The sequence below is a fragment of the Paenibacillus sabinae T27 genome (genome assembly GCF_000612505.1).
GTDB lineage: Bacteria > Bacillota > Bacilli > Paenibacillales > Paenibacillaceae > Paenibacillus_AQ > Paenibacillus_AQ sabinae.
Genome location: NZ_CP004078.1, coordinates 5,170,810 through 5,188,836, shown reverse-complemented (window position 1 = coordinate 5,188,836; position 18,027 = coordinate 5,170,810). Strand labels below are relative to the sequence as shown.

Sequence of the window (18,027 nt, the reverse complement as noted above, 5' to 3'; positions counted from 1 at the left end):
CCAGCTTTGCTGCTTCTGGAATCTTTCAATGGAACGAGGATTATACTGACGGCGAACAGAAAGATAACTCTTGAAATTGTCGCAGCGTCAACTGCTACTATAATATTGAGAGCTCGGAAAGGAGACTTTGGATGAACAGATCTGTTGCAATAAATCAGTTGTCGGAGCAAATGGGACTGACGAGTCGCACCTTGCGCCACTGGGAGTCAGAAGGATTATTTAAAAGTTCAAGGGATACCTCTGGATGGAGAATTTATGATGAAAATGCACTCTTATGTATCCGAATTACTGCAGTACTTCGAAAAATCGATATTCCGATAAAGGATATTAAATCTGTTATTGAAAGCCAATCGCCTTCACGGCTTATCGCAGTTATTGAAAATAAAATCTCCACGTTAAAGCTGCAGAGAGCGGAAATCCTGCTTTTTGAACGGCAATTAGACCGGGTCTTGAAACTTTTTCATAAGAAAAACTCAGATTGTTTCTTAAGTCTTGATGAAATCCTTACGGAAATGGAGGATTTATTAATGAGCAATCCGGAAGAAAACAACATGATCAAAGTAGTCACCCTGCCTCCTATGAGGGTAGCCTATAATATTGCTATTGGTGTTTCTCCAGAAGATGAGGCAATGGCGCCAGTGCTGGATTGGATTACGTCGTCCAGTTTACTGGGTACGGCACGTTTTTTTGGTGGTAATGTGAAGCCGCTGCCAAGTCATCCCGGTACTCCGTACGGATATGGCATGTGCGCTGCAATTCCGGATGGGGTGGATGTTCCATCACATTTACAAGAAATGGTGTTACCCGGCGGCCTGTACGCGATGCTAGAAAGCAGTGATGACATAGGCGGTTCATGGAAGACGTTAATGCGTCACTTGTCACAGCATAGAAAGTACAAATCTGACCGTTCCAGACTATGCCTGGAAGAACATATTCGTAATGATAATCCTGACGGTTGTGAAAGCAAATATTATCTGAATTTATTCGAACCGGTGGAAGTGAAATAATTTTCAGGGCAGCATAGAAGCAGTCCGTAGGGAAACGTTCGCTTAAAGAAAAAGGTCATCCGCAAAGGATGGCCTTAACGTTTGCCGCTCCATAGAGCCGCCGGATATCGGAGTGTTAGAGAAGGTCGGGAAGACGGCTCACCCTAATGTTAATAGCTCTTTGGGCTTGTAACAGCAGGGCGCTTGGCTTTCGCGTTATCGGCAGAGAACCGGCTGATTAGGAATTTATAAAGGTTGCCGATCAGCAGCCCTATGAAGAGATAGATCAAGCCGCCGAACAAAGCGTACACCACGCTCCCCGCAAGGGCGGAGAGAGCGCCGAAAATGATCTGGTCTTTCACCTTGATCGGCGATGTCGGCGGGTCCGTAAGCATGAAGAAGCCGAAGAATAGGGCGGCATTTATAAAAGGGGGCCGGAGCGCATCCGAAGCGTCACCAGCATGATACAGCCCCATCAGCAGCTGAAGTACAAAATAAAAGGCAAAGAATGAAAACAACTGAGGGTATTTATTAACCCGGTTCGTTACAGCGTATCCGCCAATGAGCAGGAACCCAATCATCCATACCGGCAGATCCCCGAACGCTCCCCACCAGCTTTGCCCCGTTCCGAAGATAATGACGGACATGAGCAGTCCGAAGGCGGCCGGATTAAAAACCGGTTTTTTCTTATACACGAGAAAATGTTTGGACAATATGGCGACAGCCGCAGTCAGCGCTACCTCTGGCCATGAGGTCGTGGTACCCAGAATCAAGGCGATAATGAGACCTGTTACTGCGGCTCCATCCGGCAAAATCCGCTTTCGTTTTTCGATTAAGGAAAAAAGGATATCCAGAACTATAGAAACGCCTACGGAAATAGCGCCATTAATCAGGCCCTTTGGATCTAGAGTTCCAAGGGAAGCGATCAGCAGGTATACCGCCAGGGCGGCTGCCACATAGGCCTTTGGTGATTTTATCCATTGCTTGAATGTCATGCTTCTTCCCTCCCGGCAATATCGATTTGTAAATCGGGTGTAATCCAGATGCCCTGTAGTCCCGCCTGCGTAATAAGCGACCTTCCGCCCTCCGCACCGAGAAGGAATGATGCGGTGGAAAATGCATCTGCCTGCATGGCATATGGAGCGATGACGGTGCAGCTGATCCAGTCATTCGGGGAACTCTCCGTGACCGCATTGATAATGTGATGCATGCCAGCCTCCTTGGCGCTGCGGCGCTCATAGCTTCCGGAGGTGCATACCGCTTGGCCGGATACTTTAATGACTTGTATGCTTTGTTCCTTATGCAGGGGATGCCGGATGCCAATCTTCCACGGCTCACCCTTCTCATCCGTTCCTCCGGCGTACAAGTCGCCCCCCGCGTTGATGATGAATCCAGGGGATGACTTCAGCTCGTTTGCGGCCAGATCGATCGCAAAACCTTTGGCTACTGCGCCCAGATCGATTACGAGCGGTTTGTGCAGCAGCAGGGTGCAATCTCTTTCATCCAGCACGATGTCCCGATAGGTAACGAAATCGGCTGAGCGGCTGTTCACCCGCTCTCCTGTCAAGTAATGGCGGTTGAAGCCATGCTTCTCCATGATTTTCCCTATCGTAGGGTCAAAGACACCCTCTGTCCATTCGGCCAGCTCGATCGCGAATCGGATGGGCTCGAACAGGAACGGGCTAACCTGAACCGGAGCCCCCGTTACCCGGCAGGCTTTCATCAGTTCGCTGTCCGGGCTGAAGCGGCTGCAGGCCTGCTCGATCCTCCGGAAAGCTTCAAAGGCGCGCTTCATGCCTATTTCCGCCTGCTCCATTCCTTCTTCTTCGCGAACGATAACTTGAATATCGACAACGGTATCCATACAGAGCTTGGTTCTTCTCAGCATACCCATATCAAGCATTCCTTGCGATCATCAGGGCATCCTGGACGGCGGATTGGAAGGCCTTGGTACTGTAAGTGGCGCCGGATACGTTCGTCACCTGTGAGTTTTGATTATGCAAGACCTCGGAAGGCAGACCGGCCACATCACTCTCCGAGTAATGCATGCCGAACCGGCTGATTTCTACATCGGTAATTTTGTCGTTCGCAATCGTCAGCGTCACTTGAATGGAGCCGCGGCGGTTGCTTCCCATCCCGGTATACGTGCCGTCCTTATAGATGCTCCTGGCAGGGGTACTGCTTGGGGATGAATCCGCCGTTTGCGGGGCTCCGGAATTGCCTGAGTAGGGGACCGCGGGAACGGCAGATGCCGCCGGCGTTGTTGACACATCCGCATACTGCTGCCTGGAAGCCTGATCTGCTGTCGTTATATAACCAGCGGCATATACGGCTGTGACTGCGGCCGAACAGAGCACGATCCATTTGTTTTTCATTTTGGCCATGTGGATTCCTCCAATACACTTTGAGATTCTGAATGATTTGAGTATAGATTCGAATTATTGAAATTTTCTTAAAAAATAGAGGATGGACCCAAAAAGTATCCTGCTCACAGTACCCACTGGCATAATTTACTCAACACTATTCCAATAAAAAATTAGATAAATATTAAAATCTAATACCAATAGTGATACACTAAGATTAGGGCAACATGAATCCAGAAAAAGTGTGCGGCGAGGTCGCGCGCTGGCTTGCTGTGGCGCCTAAGCAGGAGCGCCTTACATCCTTCCTGCAAATTGTAGGGTAGAAGGACGGTAAAAATGAGCAACGGACAAACGAAAATCGACGTTATTTTAATTGGTGCCGGAATCATGAGCGCGACTTTGGGTTCACTGCTCAAGGAACTAGCGCCGGACTGGAACATCACCGTGTTTGAGCGGCGCGCGGGCGCAGGAGAAGAAAGCTCTAACGAATGGAATAATGCGGGTACGGGGCATTCTTCGCTGTGCGAGCTGAACTACACCGCCGAACAACCGGACGGATCGGTCAATATTAGCAAAGCGATAACTGTAAATGAAGAGTATCAGGTATCCAAGCAGTTTTGGTCTTATCTGGTGGACAGCAGGCGGATACGGAATCCGCGGGACTTTATCGTGCCTGTGCCTCATATGAGCTTTGTCCAAGGGGAACAGGACGCAGTCTTTTTAAGAAAACGATTTGAAGCGCTTTCCAAAAGTCCCCTGTTTCAAGGGATGGAATTTTCCGATGACCCGGCACAACTGATGAAATGGATTCCGCTTATGATGAAAGACCGGACACTCAATCAGCCGATAGCGGCAACGAGAATCGAATCGGGAACGGATGTCAATTTCGGCGCTTTGACGCGCATCTTGTTTGACCATTTAAAGAGCAACAACGTCGATCTGAAGTTCAACCATCAGGTGGATGATATTAAACGTACCGGCGACGGCTCATGGGAATTGAAAGTGCGGAATCTGGATAGCGGCACCTTGGAACGCCATTCGGCAAAATTCGTCTTTATCGGCGGCGGGGGAGGAAGTCTGCATTTGCTGCAGAAATCCGGTATTCCTGAAGGAAAAGGCATTGGCGGATTTCCGGTAAGCGGACTTTTTATGGTGTGCCGAAAACCGGATATTGTCGCGCAGCATCATGCCAAAGTCTACGGCAAAGCCGCGGTTGGCGCTCCGCCCATGTCTGTTCCGCATCTGGACACAAGATTTATCGACAGGGAAGAATCGTTGTTTTTTGGTCCGTTTGCCGGCTTCACGCCCAAGTTCTTGAAATTTGGTTCCATGTTTGATTTGATCACTTCGGTTAAACCGGATAATCTCGTAACGATGATGGCGGCAGGCGTGAAGAACTTTGGACTGACCAAATACTTGGTCGAGCAAGTGATGTTATCGAAAGAACAGCGCATGGAAGCGTTGCGGGAATTTGTTCCGAACGCCAAAAGCGAGGATTGGGAGCTATTAGTAGCGGGTCAGCGCGTACAAATTATTAAAAATACGGCTTCCGGCAAAGGAACGCTTCAATTTGGCACGGAAGTGATTAGTGCCGCCGACGGCTCAATCGCTGCATTGCTCGGCGCTTCTCCGGGAGCTTCTACCGCCGTTTCCGTCATGCTTGAGGTCATCGAAAAATGCTTCCCGCAGCTTATCAAAGCGTGGGAACCGAAACTGAAGGAAATGATTCCTTCTTACGGTGTGCCGCTGCCTGAAAACCCGGAGCTTATAAGCGAAATACACGCTTCAACCGCGCGGTCGCTCGGGCTAACGAATGGGATAGGGAAGCCTGAGAGCAAGACGCTTAATAAGAGTTTGCCAGAAGTAGGGGAAGCGGCATTCCGCCCGTGATAACCCAACCCGAAACCTGTCAAAAATAACAGGAGCAGAACCATGGTTCTGCTCCTTAAGTTTATGCTTACAGATGTGAGCCGCCGGTGGCATCAACCATTTGTCCGGTTACCCAACGGCTGTCTGAAGAAGAGAGGAAAGCGACGACATCCGCAATATCTGAAGGCTGCCCGATCCGGCCGAGGGCCGACATTTCTGATGCATACTTCTGCCCTTCCGGTGTGTGCAGCCAAGAGGCATTGACGTCCGTATCGACGATGCCGGGAAGAACAGCATTAACCGTAATACCGCGCGGTCCCAGCAATTGCGCAAGATGCAGGGTAAAAGTATTGAGTGCCCCTTTGGTTAAGTTGTAGGCCATAATGTGGGGAAATGCGATTCGTGTAACACCGGAAGAAATATTAATGATGCGTCCTCCGCTGCGCAGAAGCGGCAATGCCTGCTGAACAAGGAAAAACGGTGCTTTTACATTTACTGCAAATAATTCGTCGAATGATTCTTCCGTTGTCTCCTCAAATGATTGTGAAGTTCCGATACCGGCGTTGTTCACCAGAATGTCGAACCGGTTATCTCCGGTATGGCGAAGGAGCGCTTCCTCCAAGGATTGAACCAACTGCTTCACCCCAAGGGCGGTCTCGAGTCCTGCACCGATCGCAATGGCCTGCCCTCCCTTTTCTTCAATAAGGTGAACGACATCTTCCGCCGCATCACGGCGATTCCCATAATGAACAGCAACCAGAGCCCCTTCCGCCGCCAAACGCAGGGCAATCCCTTTTCCAATCCCTCTGCTTCCTCCTGTGACCAAAGCTATTTTTCCTTCCAGCCGTTTCATTTGTTCCACTCCTCCTTCTTTATTGTGCAGCACTACTTTACACCCTCCAGTTAAGGGGAGAGTCAAGGAAACACCGGTTTTTTTGCATAAAAAAACCATGTTCCATTATGCAATTTGCAGAATGAACCATGGGATCAAAATGAGTGTTAGCCGGTAGGCTCGATGGGGACAAGCAGCTCAGCCAGTCGTAACGTTCCATACATATCCTTGTCTGAAGTTAAATAGACTTCGCGGACCGGCTCTTTTTCGGAAGGGATTAGGCTTTCGGATCGAATCCATGACAGGAGTTCCGTGACAGCCGGACAATCATTGCGGTAGGGGTTACACTGGTGCACAAGGGAAGCTGCAGCCTTCAATTCAGGGAGGATACCGACCTTGACTCTTCCCCTGCTTGGAATAACCTTGGTTAGAGGCAGGGCGACCTCGATATCGGCCAGATCTGAATTCATGCTGCCGAAATCATGCCATATAATCGTCAGTAAACGCCCTTCATCCTCTCCGCAGGAACGGACGTACTGTACAATTTCGTCGAGCAGCAGACACAACTGAGTTTGCGGGATCGTGTCACGTATGGAAGCGGTAAGTTGGGGTTCTACATATCGAATTACAGCCGGTGTATGTTGATGATGCTCCTCCAATTCTTCAACACGGGTCAGCCGTTTATCGATCTCGTTAAGCTGATTTTGCGCTTCATGGATGGCCTGCTCAAGTTCTTTCTTTTTATCCGCTAATTGGTTCTTTACTGTCTCCGGCAGAACGTGTTCTTCCAGCAGGGGCTTGATTTGCTCTAATGTGAAGCCTTGTTCTTTCAAGGCGGTGATACGCTTAACTGTTAGAAGCTGTTCTTCGGTATAATATCGGTAGCCATTATTTTCATCTACGGTGGCGGGCTTTAACAGCCCCAGGTTATCGTAAAATCGTAAAGTTTTCACGGAGACCCGGGTCAATTTGGAGAAAGCGCTGATTTTTAACATACCGGAACGGACTCCTTTCTTGAAACGGCTGCTCCTTACATGATATTTCCGTGCATGGATGGCTAGGAACCGTGTGTATTTCCTAATTATAATTTAACATGAGGAGAAACGATATGGATTGGCTTGAGCGGAACTACTACCGGGACCGCCCTTATGAATATGGGTTTACACAAATGGGAATAATTGATATCCTATCGATAACATGAAAACGCGATGATGAGAAGAGTAAGGAAGTTCTGTTCTTGCACAGAGAGCTCCGGTAGGTGAAAAGGAGCAAAGGGCAATTTCCCGAACCAAGCCTCTGAGCAGCATGCCGGAACCTTCAAGGGGGATGGCATGACGGGAGCTCCCGTTATAGAGCTAGAGTATAAGCATTGCCTGCAATGCCGTACTTAAAGAGGTTAATATGGCGACATATTAATGAACCTGGGGTGGCACCGCGACAACTTCGTCCCCAAGACATGAAGTCTTGGAGGTGAAGTTTTTTTTGTTTCGGATGATCACTTAACAAGTTCATTAGGAGGAGTCGACATTGAATAGCCTCAAGGAGCATCACACCGAGAATTTTTTGTTTAAGCTGATTAGTGAGGAGCTTGAGAAGAGCAAATTTAGCAGGGAAATGTGCACGCGATTTCCTCCCGAACCCAATGGTTATCTTCATATCGGGAGCGCCTACGCTATAAACACGAATTTTACAGTGACCCAAAGGTTTAACGGAACGTTCAATTTGCGTTTTGACGATACGAATCCTCTTAAGGAGAACGTCAAGTACGTTAATGCGATCATTGAGGATATCAAGTGGCTCGGCTACGATCCGGGGGATCATATCTATTACGGCTCAGACTACTCGGACGAAATATATAATGCCGCAGTCACGTTGATCAAGAAGGGGAAGGCCTACGTCTGTGATTTGACACCGAACGAAGTGACAGAGTATCGAGGGACTTTAACGGAGCCAGGTAAGAACAGCCCTTACCGAAACCGGTCGGTCGATGAAAATCTGAAGCTTTTTGCAAAAATGAAAAATGGCGACTTCCCGGCTTCTTCAAAGGTCGTTCGCGCCAAAATCGATATGAGCTCGCCCAATTTAAATCTGCGTGATCCTGTGATTTACCGAATTATCCATGCTGAGCATTACAGGACTGGAAATGACTGGTGCATCTATCCGATGTATGACTTTGCTCATCCTATCCAAGATGCGATTGAGGGCATCACCTATTCCCTATGCTCCATTGAATTCAAAGACCACCGTCCCTTGTATGAATGGGTTTTAAAGGAGCTTGGTACCCCTGAGCCTCCGCGGCAAAGGGAGTTCGGTCGGCTTAACTTAACGGGTGTAGTAACGAGCAAGCGATTTTTGAGACAGCTGGTTGAAGGGGGCTACGTCGACGGCTGGGATGATCCCCGGCTCCCAACGATTCGAGGTTTAAGAAGAAGAGGCTTCACGCCAGAGAGCATTCGCCATTTTATTGAGGAGATCGGCAGCATCCGAACCCAAAGCACGGTAGATATTTCGCTCTTGGATCATTGCGTCAGGCAGGATTTAAAAGAAAAGACGGTTAGCGTCATGGCTGTTTTGCACCCTCTAAAAGTCGTCATTACCAACTACCCTAAAGATGGCGCGGAACGATTAACGATTGAAAACAACAGCGAAAATGAGGCTCTGGGGAAAAGAGAGATTCCTTTTTCCAAAACGATTTATATCGAGCGGGACGATTTTATGGAGCAGCCCTCCAAGGGCTTTCACCGGCTTAGTCCGAATGGGGAGGTGAGGCTGAAGGGGGCGTATTTTATCAGATGCGAAGAAGTGATCAAAGACAGCGTTACGGGTGAGATTACGGAGCTGCGCTGTACTTACGACCCGCTTACGAAGAGCGGCACGGGGTTTACCGGGCGTAAGGTGAAGGGGACGATTCATTGGGTATCTGCGGACCATGCGGTCAAGGTTGATGTTAATCTTTATGAGAAACTGCTGCTTGATCAGGATATTCCGAAGGAAGACAGCGGAGATTGGACAACGAAGATCAACCCTGACTCGTTAGTTACCATAAAGGATGCTTTAATCGAGCCTTCCATTCAACATGCCAGCCCGGAACAGAAGTTCCAATTCTTCCGTCACGGTTATTTTTGCGTCGATAAGAAATATAGTACCGGTGAGCGGCTTGCGTTTAACCGTATCGTACCGTTAAAGGATACATGGAGTAAAAGATGAGGCTTAGAAAAGACTTATCTGGCGGCACGGCAATGGTACGGTTGAGCTAAAAGCTTAAGAACCGTATCACAAGGTAGGGGCAAGTTGATTGCGTTAAATTGCTCCCTTAAGTGTTTATGAGTTCGTAGCGAATTAACTCCATATGGATTGGTGGGTTAATCATGGCTGAGAATTTGGCAAAAGCACGTACATTCATGCTTACACATGCCCGTTTATTGGAACGCAGACTGTTCGAGGTTCATTATGAAGGCGTATCTCCCCAATCTGTCGGAAATATCGTACGTGCCTATCAAAATACGGATGGTGGACTGGGGCATGCATTAGAACCCGATGTTCGTTGTCCAGAAAGTCAACCCTTGTTTATTTCTTTTGGCCTTGGAGCACTCCAGGAAGCTGGATATCGTGACGTTGAACTTGCAACCTCTGTATGCAGCTTTCTCGAATCCGTTTCAGACAAGAAAGGGCTCGTCCCTTTTTTTCAGGAATCCGCATATCAGTCTCCTATGGCAAGTCATTGGATACAATCAACCCTAGCTCCTGGCCTTAATCCTACAACTGCGATTTGCGGACTTCTTCATTATCAGGGTGTCCAGCACGAATGGCTCTCTCTGGCAACGGAAACTTGCTATCAAATGATTGTCGAAAGCCCTCCCTTTGAAGCCCATGCTCTTTGTTGTGCTGCTGCTTTGGCAGAATATATACCTGACAGGGCCAAGGCAATGAACCTTTTGGATGCAATCGCTGCAGCTCTTCCTCGAGCACGATTTTTCATACCTGATGCTCCGATAGAAAGTTATGGTCTGACACCTCTTCACTTTGCACCGAAGCCAGACGCGATTTGTAGGCCTTTGTTTACTCAAAACCAAATCGATGGTCACTTGGAGGAACTTCTGAAACAACAATTGCCAGACGGGGGATGGCCTATTAGCTGGGAAGCCCCGGGTCCTGCTTCCGAATTGGAATGGCGTGGCCGGGTGACTCTAGAGGCAATATGCAGGTTATCTGAATATGGAGTAATCTAAGTACAAAGAAAAGGCCATCCCCCAAAGGATAGCCTGAAAACTTGCCGAGCCTCATATGCTGCTTCAATATTAATACAGCGTAGGAATCGGAGGACAAGAAACCGCATTTATGAATCTTGGATCAATTCCGTAATAATACCAATAAGTCCCGCTCCAGCGATAGCCTGAAACTTCTCCGTACTCCACCCGAGTGGGGAAATACCAGAAGCTGTCCCCGTTCCATAACCAGACATAAGTATAATTTTGCAGGCAGTCGATGATATAAGATCCATATGCCGGAGGTTTGGGCGGGATGAAGGTAGGGGGAGGAGACAAGGCTTGGGCGGGTGTTCCGGGCGGTGGCATAAACGCCATTTGATTCACTCCTTCAATAAGAACTTCTTTGCATAATATGCGTTTGCCCAGTTTAAAGTTCGTTCTTGGCTGAAACGGATCAGCCGGATGCTGCGTAGTGCATAGCATGAACGTCTTGCAAGGATGAATTATTGCGGAGGGGGAACCGGTACATGTCTATGTTCAAAAAAGTATTGGCAAGCGTCGGCATCGGGTCGGCTAAAGTGGACACTCGGCTGGAGGAGGCGCAGATAGTCGCTGGCGGAACGCTGCGCGGAGTGGTATCCGTTCGCGGGGGCCAGGTGGAACAGCAAATTGACAAGATTTACATCTATGTAAAGACGCAATATGAAAAAGAAGATAATGATCGAAAGGTAACTCATGAAGTAGAAATCGCGCGCATCCTGATTACGGAGGGATTATTGCTGCAGGCCGGGGAGACTCGGGAAATTCCGTTCGAAATGACTGTCCCCGAGCGTGCGCCTGTATCATACCGCAACACACCGGTATGGCTGATGACCGGGCTGGATATCAAGATGGCGCTGGACCCAAGCGACCATGATTATCTTGAGGTACTGCCAAGCGATAACATGCAGGTGGTATTTGGCGCGCTGGACGAGCTGGGCTTCAGGCTGCGCGAAGTGTCCAACGAGTATGCTCCTCGTCTTGGAGCAGGCTTGCCCTTCGTACAGGAATTCGAGTATGTGCCAACCCGCGAGTTTCGCGGCGAGCTGGATGAGCTTGAAGTGATGTTCTTCCCGCGGGGCGACAATTTGGAGCTGTATCTCCAGATTGACCGCAGAGCTCGCGGACTTGGCGGTTTCTTGTCGGAAGCCATGGGTACGGACGAAAGCTTTATCCGCGTGACCTTTACGAGTAATGATCTGCGCCGCGGCGTCCATGCAGTGGCCAGCCAATTGCATCAGCTTATCTCCCGATACAGCTAATACGAATACAGAGCAAAGCCCGACTTCCTTAAGGAATGCGGGCTTTTTACGTGTTACAGAATGAAAAAGACCCTTCGAAAAGAGTCGGATCACCAGGATTTTTGGTAGTAGGCCGCAGCAAAGTCACGGAAGGCAAGAGCGGCCTTGGACAAATAATGCTTCTCATGCCAAACCAGCTGGAACGTGCTTTTGCTGCTGGGGGATTCAATTTGAAGCAACGTCAATGGAGATTTAGGGGCATCGTCGCTTTTGTTGCAGGCACCTACGATTGCAAGGCCCAGACCGGCTCTTACCAAGCTGGATTTTGTAGCCGGTTCATCTACTTCGCATACAAATTTGGGGGTTATGCCGGCCTGCAACAGCAGGTCCTCATCCCGCTTTCGAAAGATATGATTTGTTTTATAGCCGATAAATGATTCGTTCGCCACTTCAGTCAGATCGATACTTCCGCGTTCAGCGAGCCGGTGGCCGGGAGGAACGGCGAGATAAGCTTTTTCGTAGAACACTGGAAGCTCGCGGATACCGGGCTTTCTAACGGGAAACGCCGTAAACCCAAAGTCGACTTTTCCGGATTCTAGCAGTTCCTCCATTTCTTCAGTCGAGGCTTGTGAAAGATGAAACCGGATATCCGGATATTGGTCAAGAAACTCGCCTATTGGAGCAGACAGCCGGTCTATGGTAGGCGAAGCCACGTGAATACTGCCGGTTTCGAGGCCTGCCATGTCCGCAACCATCCGCTTGCCCTCCTCCAATGCGGAGAGCGCGACTTCTATCTTTTGAAGGAAAGCCATTCCGATCGGATTGAGCTTGATTTGCCTTCCCTGCCGATCGAATAACGGGACGCCCAAATCCTTCTCTAGACGCGCAATCGTCTTGCTAAGCGCGGGCTGGGCAATATGAAGTTCCTGTGCAGCTTTTGTCATATGCTCATGCTTGGCAACCGTCCGAAAATAATGCAACTGCAGCAACTCCATCTGTACACCCCCCCATTCATATATTTAAAGGAATGAGTCATATAAAGAAAGATATATTATTTATTATAACAATTTGGTTATAGAATAGAAGTGCGCAGCAGTCCATATGTTCCCGGGAATTATAGCTGCTTTGGAAGGAATGGATAAACATGAAAATGACAACGATGGGGATCGCTTCTTTTGGACCGCCTGAAGTACTTGAGGCGATGATGCTCGATATACCGCAAGCGGGGCAGGGAACGTTAAGGATAAAGGTAAAAGCAGCAGGTGTTCAGCCTGCCGATTGCTTAGTACGCAAAGGTCGTATACCTCCAGGCGTAACGGTACAATTGCCTGCAGTCCTTGGTAACGAGTTCGCGGGAATAATAGATCAACTGGGAGAAGGTGTGACCGGATTTGAGATAGGGGAGGACGTTCTGGGATTTCAATATTTAGGATCTTATGCTGAATATATCGTCGTGCCTATTAGTCAGATCGTATCGAAGCCTACCGACATGCCTTGGGAGGTGGCCGGCGGATTTTCTGGAGCTGCGCAAACGGCACACACCGCCATAGAAGAGCTAAAGGTCGCCAAAGGCGATGTCTTATTCATCAACGGGGCTGCAGGAGCGGTTGGCACCGTAGCCGTACAGCTTGCGAAGGAACGAGGCGCCGTCGTTATCGGAAGTGCAAGCGAAGCGAATCACGAGTATTTGAAATCGCTTGGTGCGGTTCCCGTTCTTTACGGTGAAAACATGACTGAATCATTGCGTCTCCTTGCCCCGCAAGGAATAGACGCTTGTCTTGATGCGGCCGGCGGAGAAGGCTTATTCGCGGCAGTCGATATAGCGAACGATAGAAGCCGCATCGGAACGATCATTGCGTTTGCACAAGCGGAGAAATTAGGGGTAAAAGAAATTCGAAGCAAACGAAATGCGTCCCGGCTGCAAAATCTTGTCGAGCTCTATTCGGAAGGGAAGCTGCATATTCATATTCGAAAGGTTTATTCGCTGGATCGTGCGGCTGACGCGCACCGCGAGGTAGAAACGGGACACGGCCGCGGCAAGGTTGTGCTCAGTGTCGATTAAACCAATGGTCGTTTGATTGTCATAAATGGGACATGCGGCGGATGCATGTCCCATTTTACATTCATATCATCAAAATCTCCCGCAGCTCCTCTTCGGTAAGAGCCGACGCTCCCTCCTCCTGGCCGGGGCCCATGACCTCGTCGATCAGGAGCTTCTTTCTGTGCTGGAGCTCGTACATTTTTTCCTCCATCGTGTCTTGGGTAATCAGGCGAATGACCTGGACGGCGTTCTTCTGCCCTATCCGGTGGGCGCGGTCGGCAGCTTGCTGCTCGACTGCCGGGTTCCACCACAGGTCATAGAGGATAACGGTATCGGCTCCGGTTAAATTTAGTCCGGTTCCTCCCGCCTTCAGGGAAATGAGGAAAATGTCCATTTCGCCATCGTTGAACCGGCCGCACAGCTCGACGCGCTCACGCGCCGGCGTAGACCCGTCCAAATAAAAGAACGGAATCCCCTGACCGCTCAGCGCTCTGCCAATGAGACCGAGCATTTCCGTGAATTGCGAGAAGATCAGCATGCGTTTGCGGTTGGCGAGACCTTCCTCCACGATTTCCATCAGCTGCGTAAGCTTTGCCGAGCCTCCCTTGTAGCCTTCGATGAAAAGGGCGGGATGACAGCAGATTTGCCGAAGCCGGGTGAGGCCGGCCAGGATTTTGATCTTACTCTTGTGATAGCCGTCCACGCTTAAATGCTTCAAGGTGTCCTGCTGCAGCTTGGCTAAATAAGCGGCATACAGCTTCTTCTGTTCGGGCAGCAGCTCGGCCGGCTTGATCGATTCGGTTTTGTCCGGCAGGTCTTCAAGCACGTCGCTCTTCCACCTGCGGAGCATGAACGGCCGAGCCCGTTTGGCCACCTCTTTGCGCGTCAAGTTGCCGAACGTCTTCCGGTCCGGGAACAATGCCGGGAAGACGACGCTAAAGATCGACCACAGCTCTTCGATCCGATTCTCGACAGGGGTTCCGGTCAAGGCGAACCGGTAATCGGCCGGGATCGATTTAACGGCCCGGGCCGTCTGCGTTGCATCATTCTTGAAGGCCTGGGCCTCATCGAGAATGAGCGTGTGGAACGGCTGCCTGGCATAGAGCTTCGCATCCCGCAGCAGGAGCGGGTACGAAGTGAGGACGACGTCGGCGTCCTCCAGCTTTTGCATTTTCTCCGCCCGCTCGGTCTGGGTGCCGTCCGCAATGAGGACGCGGATGCCGGGCGCGAACTTCCGCAGCTCGTTGCGCCAGTTATAGACAAGCGACCCCGGCGAGATCACAAGGGCCGGGATGCGCCGCTGCCGAATCTCCGGGAGAACGGAAGTAATGAAGGCGATGCTCTGCACAGTCTTCCCCAACCCCATGTCATCCGCCAAAATGCCGCCGAACCCGTAATGGGCAAGCGTCTTCAGCCATTGGTAACCTGTTATTTGATAATCCCGGAGCACCTTCGTGAATGAATCGGGAACCGGGAAATCGAGATTGTCCGGATTCCGCAGGTTATAGAGAAGCTGACGCACCGGCTTGTCGAGCTTCAGGCCGCCAAATTCATGATCGATCAGGTGAAGGCTGCGAGTCAGGGGGACCTGGATCTTCGATTCGATGATATCCGTGGAGAGCAGCCCCGTGTCCTTGAGGAACCTCGACATCTCTTGAAGCTCGGCGCTGTCCAGCGGCAGCAAGGAACCGTTCGGCAGGCGGTAATATCTCCGCTTTTCCTCCAGCGATTTCACCAAACCTCGGATTTCGGTTTCCGGAATCCACCCCATATTCAGGCGGAATTCAAGCCAGTTCATTCGCTCGGCTGCGGATACCTGCACACTGACCTTCGGGAGCGTATTTAGTTTGTGCACCCGCAGTTTCACCGCCGTCGTGGCGTACACCTTCATCTGCTTCTCGAGCTGTGGGACAACCGTATAGAGGAAGTCGAACTCGGCTTCTTCATCGTTCATGAAGTATCCAGCCTCTGTCTTCGTGAACGGACATTGCTCGATCATATCAATGATCTGCCGCTCGCCCTCCATGTCGCGGATGAGAATGCGCGGCACCCCCTGCCGCATACGGTCGTCCTCCAGGGGATTGATGACGACCTCGCCGTATTGAAATTCAACGGCAGCGAGAAGACGATCCTTCACCCGGTCCAGGTACAGCTTGGCCTGAAGCGGGGATTGCGTTACCTGCTCCGCAATGGCCGGGGTGATGCGGACGCTGCCCAGCTTCATGAAGCCGGGGACGGCTTTTTCCATAAAAGCCTGCATCTGGCCGCCGGGAATAAGAATGTCGTCCGCCCCTGAATCGCCAAGAATGGCCTTTAGTTCGGCAAGCCGCTTGCCTTGTTTGGCAGGGAGCGCGAGCAGCTTCCCCTGCAGGAAGGCCGCCCCGTATGGCTCCATAACCGTTATTTGCTCAAGGCCGTGAACACAGAGCGAAACGCCCCCTGAACCGGCTTCGCCCAACTCGAAACGAAGGGGCAGGGGCTCATCCGACAGGCTAACGCCGTCATATTTGAGGTCCCCGTCCATAACGGTGACCTTCGGCGCCTGCTTCAGCAGGGGAAGAAGGCCCGCCCATGCCTGCGGCGAAATGAGCAGCATGCGGTCGCCGCTTTTGCCCGAAGCGTAGACGGAGTGCAAGCGGTCCGTCTTGCGGTAGGCAGCGCGGTCCCGAATCATATCCATCAAGGCCCGAAGAACGGCCTCGTCCTCCTTCCCGAAGGTGTGAAGCTCCGGGCTGTAACCGAACCTCGGTGAGAAAGCATAGCTTTCCCCCCGGTCAAGCTGATCCAGGAAGGAAGCGATATTTTGAACGATGTATAGGGCTTTGGGGCCTGCTTTAAGCTCTATGCCGAACAGCGCGGTTTTTTGGTCCAAGTCGAGCAGCTTGAGAATAAACTCCACATTAAGAGGTGTTCTTGTCTCCGCAAGGGTTCTATTGTGAATGGGGCGAATGGGTTTATCGTCGAACAGTTCGAGAATGCGCTCGGTGATGGGAACCGGTTCGGCACGCCCGGGAGTTATCCCGGGGCCACTATCTGCAGGAATCTGCGGAGCGGTAAAGTCGCCGGTTAGCTGGATGTCACAGAGACGGATCAGAACAGCGGCAATATGGTGGCAAAAAGAGTCGTATGAGCCAAGAGCGGGACAGGTGCACACCGCCTCCGGCTTGCCGTTTCTGTCAAATGTAAGCTGAACCTCATGGCGGCTTCCGCCGTTCACTTCGGCTGTATATTCATGCGCTTCGGTGTCGAATCGTCTAAAATGAATTTTATTCGTGCGGCACAACCGGCCGCCTTTTTGATACGCGTAGGGCCCGCACCATTGCTTGATCGATTGTTTGGTTAATGGAATGTTCATGGGCCGGCACCTTTCTAACTGTGTAGAACAAATGTTTGATAGTGACCATTTTAGCATTCCCTATTGTTAATGTATATTGCCCGCGCTATGGTGAAGGGAATCCGTTATAATGTCTATGCCGGACCGAAACGGGATGAAGACGGCCACCTCGGGGCATGTTAGGGGAAAAGACTTCGAGGGAGTGGATCTGAATGGCCAGAAGAAAGAGAAAATATGCGGTGCCGGGGGTAGAGCAGGAAATGCAGACCTTCAAAGCAGAAGTGATGCGGCATGAAGGGTACGCCGTTGATCCGAATCGGCCGGATGACGTGAAGTACGAAGTGGCCAAGGAGCTTGGCGTCTCCCTGCACCCGGGTGAAAATGGCGGTCTGACGACGGAATCGGTGGGCCATGTCGGCGGTAAAATCGGCGGCTCCATGGTCCGCGAAATGATCCGGCTTGCCCAAGAACAATTAGCGAACCGGGAGCAGCGTTAACCTTCTCCCAAAGCATTCAGCGAGGGTCTAATTTCACCTGGGAGCCTTTGCCGCTCGTCTGGATGCCCGTGTCCTTCGCTCCGGCCTCCTTCAGATCGGCCACCAGCCGTTCCAGTACGGCCTTGGCGGCGGCCGCTTCTTTGGCGCCGGATGCTTTCACGACCAGCTGTACCGGCTTGCCTGAGCGCAGATGCTTGTCCGCCTGCCGGAGCTTCGTGTCGTAGTCATGCTCCTCAATATGAGCGGTGAAGCGAAGCTCCTTGACCTTCTCTTTACCGCCTCCTCCGGCTCCCCGTCCGGCGTCCGCCTTGCTTGGCGCAGCGCTCTTCCGGGCAGCCGCCTTTCCTGTCCCCTTCGCAACGAGGCTGCAGGGTGGGGGACTGCTCATAAGCGAAGTGCAGACCAGGTCAGCCCGTTCGGATCTGGCCATGGCCAGCGCTTTTTCTCTGGAGACGATCCCTAAATTCTCTCCATTAAGCCCGGTCAGCACCACCTCGGATGCCTTGATTTGTTCGTTAATGAGTACTGGCACGTACGAAGCCTCCCAAGAATGATGATTAATATTATCATTATACGCCAAATTTCAATCGAATCCGCGTTCATCTTTATTTATAATT

Annotated in this window: 15 protein-coding genes and 1 other annotated feature; of the genes, 7 read left to right on the top strand and 8 right to left on the bottom strand. The window is 50.9% G+C overall.

Annotation, left to right across the window (positions count from 1 at the left end; genetic code table 11):
• Nucleotides 1–131: 131 nt before the first annotated feature.
• Nucleotides 132–1,007: a MerR family transcriptional regulator gene (locus tag PSAB_RS23950; protein ID WP_025337095.1), complete on the top strand. Its 876-nt coding sequence runs from the start codon at nt 132–134 to the stop codon at nt 1,005–1,007.
• 149 nt (nt 1,008–1,156) lie between these two features.
• Here the strand turns inward: PSAB_RS23950 and PSAB_RS23945 are convergent, their stop codons facing one another.
• From PSAB_RS23945 to PSAB_RS23935, 3 genes are read right to left on the bottom strand one after another with little or no spacing between them, the layout of a single operon-like run.
• On the bottom strand, nt 1,157–1,981 hold the full coding sequence (locus PSAB_RS23945; RefSeq protein ID WP_025337094.1) for an RnfABCDGE type electron transport complex subunit D: 825 nt from the start codon (nt 1,979–1,981) through the stop codon (nt 1,157–1,159).
• Nucleotides 1,978–2,880, bottom strand: a complete 903-nt coding sequence (locus PSAB_RS23940; protein WP_025337093.1) for an FAD:protein FMN transferase — start codon at nt 2,878–2,880, stop codon at nt 1,978–1,980. Before PSAB_RS23940 ends, PSAB_RS23945 begins: the two co-directional genes overlap by 4 nt.
• 1 nt (nt 2,881) lies before the next feature.
• Nucleotides 2,882–3,370, bottom strand: a complete 489-nt coding sequence (locus tag PSAB_RS23935; protein WP_025337092.1) for an FMN-binding protein — start codon at nt 3,368–3,370, stop codon at nt 2,882–2,884.
• A gap of 315 nt (nt 3,371–3,685) precedes the next feature.
• Here PSAB_RS23935 and PSAB_RS23930 point away from each other — a divergent pair, with 315 nt between their 5' ends.
• Nucleotides 3,686–5,239 (top strand): malate:quinone oxidoreductase, encoded by a 1,554-nt coding sequence (locus PSAB_RS23930; RefSeq protein ID WP_025337091.1) that lies wholly within the window; start codon nt 3,686–3,688, stop codon nt 5,237–5,239.
• A 67-nt stretch (nt 5,240–5,306) separates the two neighbouring features.
• On the opposite strand, the gene PSAB_RS23925 is transcribed toward PSAB_RS23930, so the two are convergent.
• Nucleotides 5,307–6,071 (bottom strand): SDR family oxidoreductase, encoded by a 765-nt coding sequence (locus PSAB_RS23925; protein ID WP_025337090.1) that lies wholly within the window; start codon nt 6,069–6,071, stop codon nt 5,307–5,309.
• A 146-nt stretch (nt 6,072–6,217) separates the two neighbouring features.
• The gene (locus tag PSAB_RS23920; protein ID WP_025337089.1) at nt 6,218–7,045 is read right to left on the bottom strand and encodes a MerR family transcriptional regulator; all 828 of its coding nucleotides are present in this window, start codon (nt 7,043–7,045) and stop codon (nt 6,218–6,220) included.
• A 204-nt stretch (nt 7,046–7,249) separates the two neighbouring features.
• Nucleotides 7,250–7,504 (top strand) — a binding site (T-box leader).
• Between the two features lie 73 nt (nt 7,505–7,577).
• Between PSAB_RS23920 and PSAB_RS23915 the strand changes: the two genes are divergently transcribed.
• The 3 genes from PSAB_RS23915 to PSAB_RS23905 all read left to right on the top strand — a co-directional run bounded on the left by PSAB_RS23915 (nt 7,578) and on the right by PSAB_RS23905 (nt 11,559).
• Complete coding sequence (locus tag PSAB_RS23915) at nt 7,578–9,257, top strand: glutamine--tRNA ligase/YqeY domain fusion protein (protein ID WP_025337088.1); 1,680 nt, start codon at nt 7,578–7,580, stop codon at nt 9,255–9,257.
• Between the two features lie 161 nt (nt 9,258–9,418).
• Nucleotides 9,419–10,279, top strand: a complete 861-nt coding sequence (locus tag PSAB_RS23910; RefSeq protein ID WP_025337087.1) for a hypothetical protein — start codon at nt 9,419–9,421, stop codon at nt 10,277–10,279.
• Between the two features lie 506 nt (nt 10,280–10,785).
• Nucleotides 10,786–11,559 (top strand): sporulation protein, encoded by a 774-nt coding sequence (locus PSAB_RS23905; RefSeq protein WP_025337086.1) that lies wholly within the window; start codon nt 10,786–10,788, stop codon nt 11,557–11,559.
• Nucleotides 11,560–11,648: 89 nt separating this feature from the next.
• Here PSAB_RS23905 and PSAB_RS23900 read toward each other — a convergent pair whose 3' ends face one another.
• Nucleotides 11,649–12,533: a LysR family transcriptional regulator gene (locus PSAB_RS23900; protein WP_025337085.1), complete on the bottom strand. Its 885-nt coding sequence runs from the start codon at nt 12,531–12,533 to the stop codon at nt 11,649–11,651.
• A gap of 149 nt (nt 12,534–12,682) precedes the next feature.
• Here PSAB_RS23900 and PSAB_RS23895 point away from each other — a divergent pair, with 149 nt between their 5' ends.
• Nucleotides 12,683–13,600, top strand: coding sequence for an NADP-dependent oxidoreductase (locus PSAB_RS23895; protein ID WP_338045058.1), 918 nt, complete (start codon nt 12,683–12,685; stop codon nt 13,598–13,600).
• A 61-nt stretch (nt 13,601–13,661) separates the two neighbouring features.
• Here the strand turns inward: PSAB_RS23895 and PSAB_RS23890 are convergent, their stop codons facing one another.
• Nucleotides 13,662–16,934: a DEAD/DEAH box helicase gene (locus PSAB_RS23890; RefSeq protein WP_025337083.1), complete on the bottom strand. Its 3,273-nt coding sequence runs from the start codon at nt 16,932–16,934 to the stop codon at nt 13,662–13,664.
• A 191-nt stretch (nt 16,935–17,125) separates the two neighbouring features.
• On the opposite strand from PSAB_RS23890, the gene PSAB_RS23885 reads away from it, so the two are divergent.
• On the top strand, nt 17,126–17,410 hold the full coding sequence (locus PSAB_RS23885) for an alpha/beta-type small acid-soluble spore protein (RefSeq protein ID WP_025337082.1): 285 nt from the start codon (nt 17,126–17,128) through the stop codon (nt 17,408–17,410).
• 16 nt (nt 17,411–17,426) lie between these two features.
• Here the strand turns inward: PSAB_RS23885 and infC are convergent, their stop codons facing one another.
• The gene (gene infC, locus PSAB_RS23880; protein WP_025337081.1) at nt 17,427–17,942 is read right to left on the bottom strand and encodes a translation initiation factor IF-3; all 516 of its coding nucleotides are present in this window, start codon (nt 17,940–17,942) and stop codon (nt 17,427–17,429) included.
• Nucleotides 17,943–18,027 lie beyond the last annotated feature (85 nt).

Coding starts and splice junctions, on each gene's coding strand:
- PSAB_RS23935 (WP_025337092.1), bottom strand. CDS start 3,370: ATGGCCAAAATGAAAAACAAATGGATCGTGCTCTGTTCGGCCGCAGTC.
- PSAB_RS23910 (WP_025337087.1), top strand. CDS start 9,419: ATGGCTGAGAATTTGGCAAAAGCACGTACATTCATGCTTACACATGCC.
- PSAB_RS23905 (WP_025337086.1), top strand. CDS start 10,786: ATGTCTATGTTCAAAAAAGTATTGGCAAGCGTCGGCATCGGGTCGGCT.
- PSAB_RS23945 (WP_025337094.1), bottom strand. CDS start 1,981: ATGACATTCAAGCAATGGATAAAATCACCAAAGGCCTATGTGGCAGCC.
- PSAB_RS23890 (WP_025337083.1), bottom strand. CDS start 16,934: ATGAACATTCCATTAACCAAACAATCGATCAAGCAATGGTGCGGGCCC.
- PSAB_RS23940 (WP_025337093.1), bottom strand. CDS start 2,880: ATGGGTATGCTGAGAAGAACCAAGCTCTGTATGGATACCGTTGTCGAT.
- PSAB_RS23885 (WP_025337082.1), top strand. CDS start 17,126: ATGGCCAGAAGAAAGAGAAAATATGCGGTGCCGGGGGTAGAGCAGGAA.
- PSAB_RS23900 (WP_025337085.1), bottom strand. CDS start 12,533: ATGGAGTTGCTGCAGTTGCATTATTTTCGGACGGTTGCCAAGCATGAG.
- PSAB_RS23895 (WP_338045058.1), top strand. CDS start 12,683: ATGAAAATGACAACGATGGGGATCGCTTCTTTTGGACCGCCTGAAGTA.
- PSAB_RS23920 (WP_025337089.1), bottom strand. CDS start 7,045: ATGTTAAAAATCAGCGCTTTCTCCAAATTGACCCGGGTCTCCGTGAAA.
- PSAB_RS23930 (WP_025337091.1), top strand. CDS start 3,686: ATGAGCAACGGACAAACGAAAATCGACGTTATTTTAATTGGTGCCGGA.
- PSAB_RS23925 (WP_025337090.1), bottom strand. CDS start 6,071: ATGAAACGGCTGGAAGGAAAAATAGCTTTGGTCACAGGAGGAAGCAGA.
- PSAB_RS23950 (WP_025337095.1), top strand. CDS start 132: ATGAACAGATCTGTTGCAATAAATCAGTTGTCGGAGCAAATGGGACTG.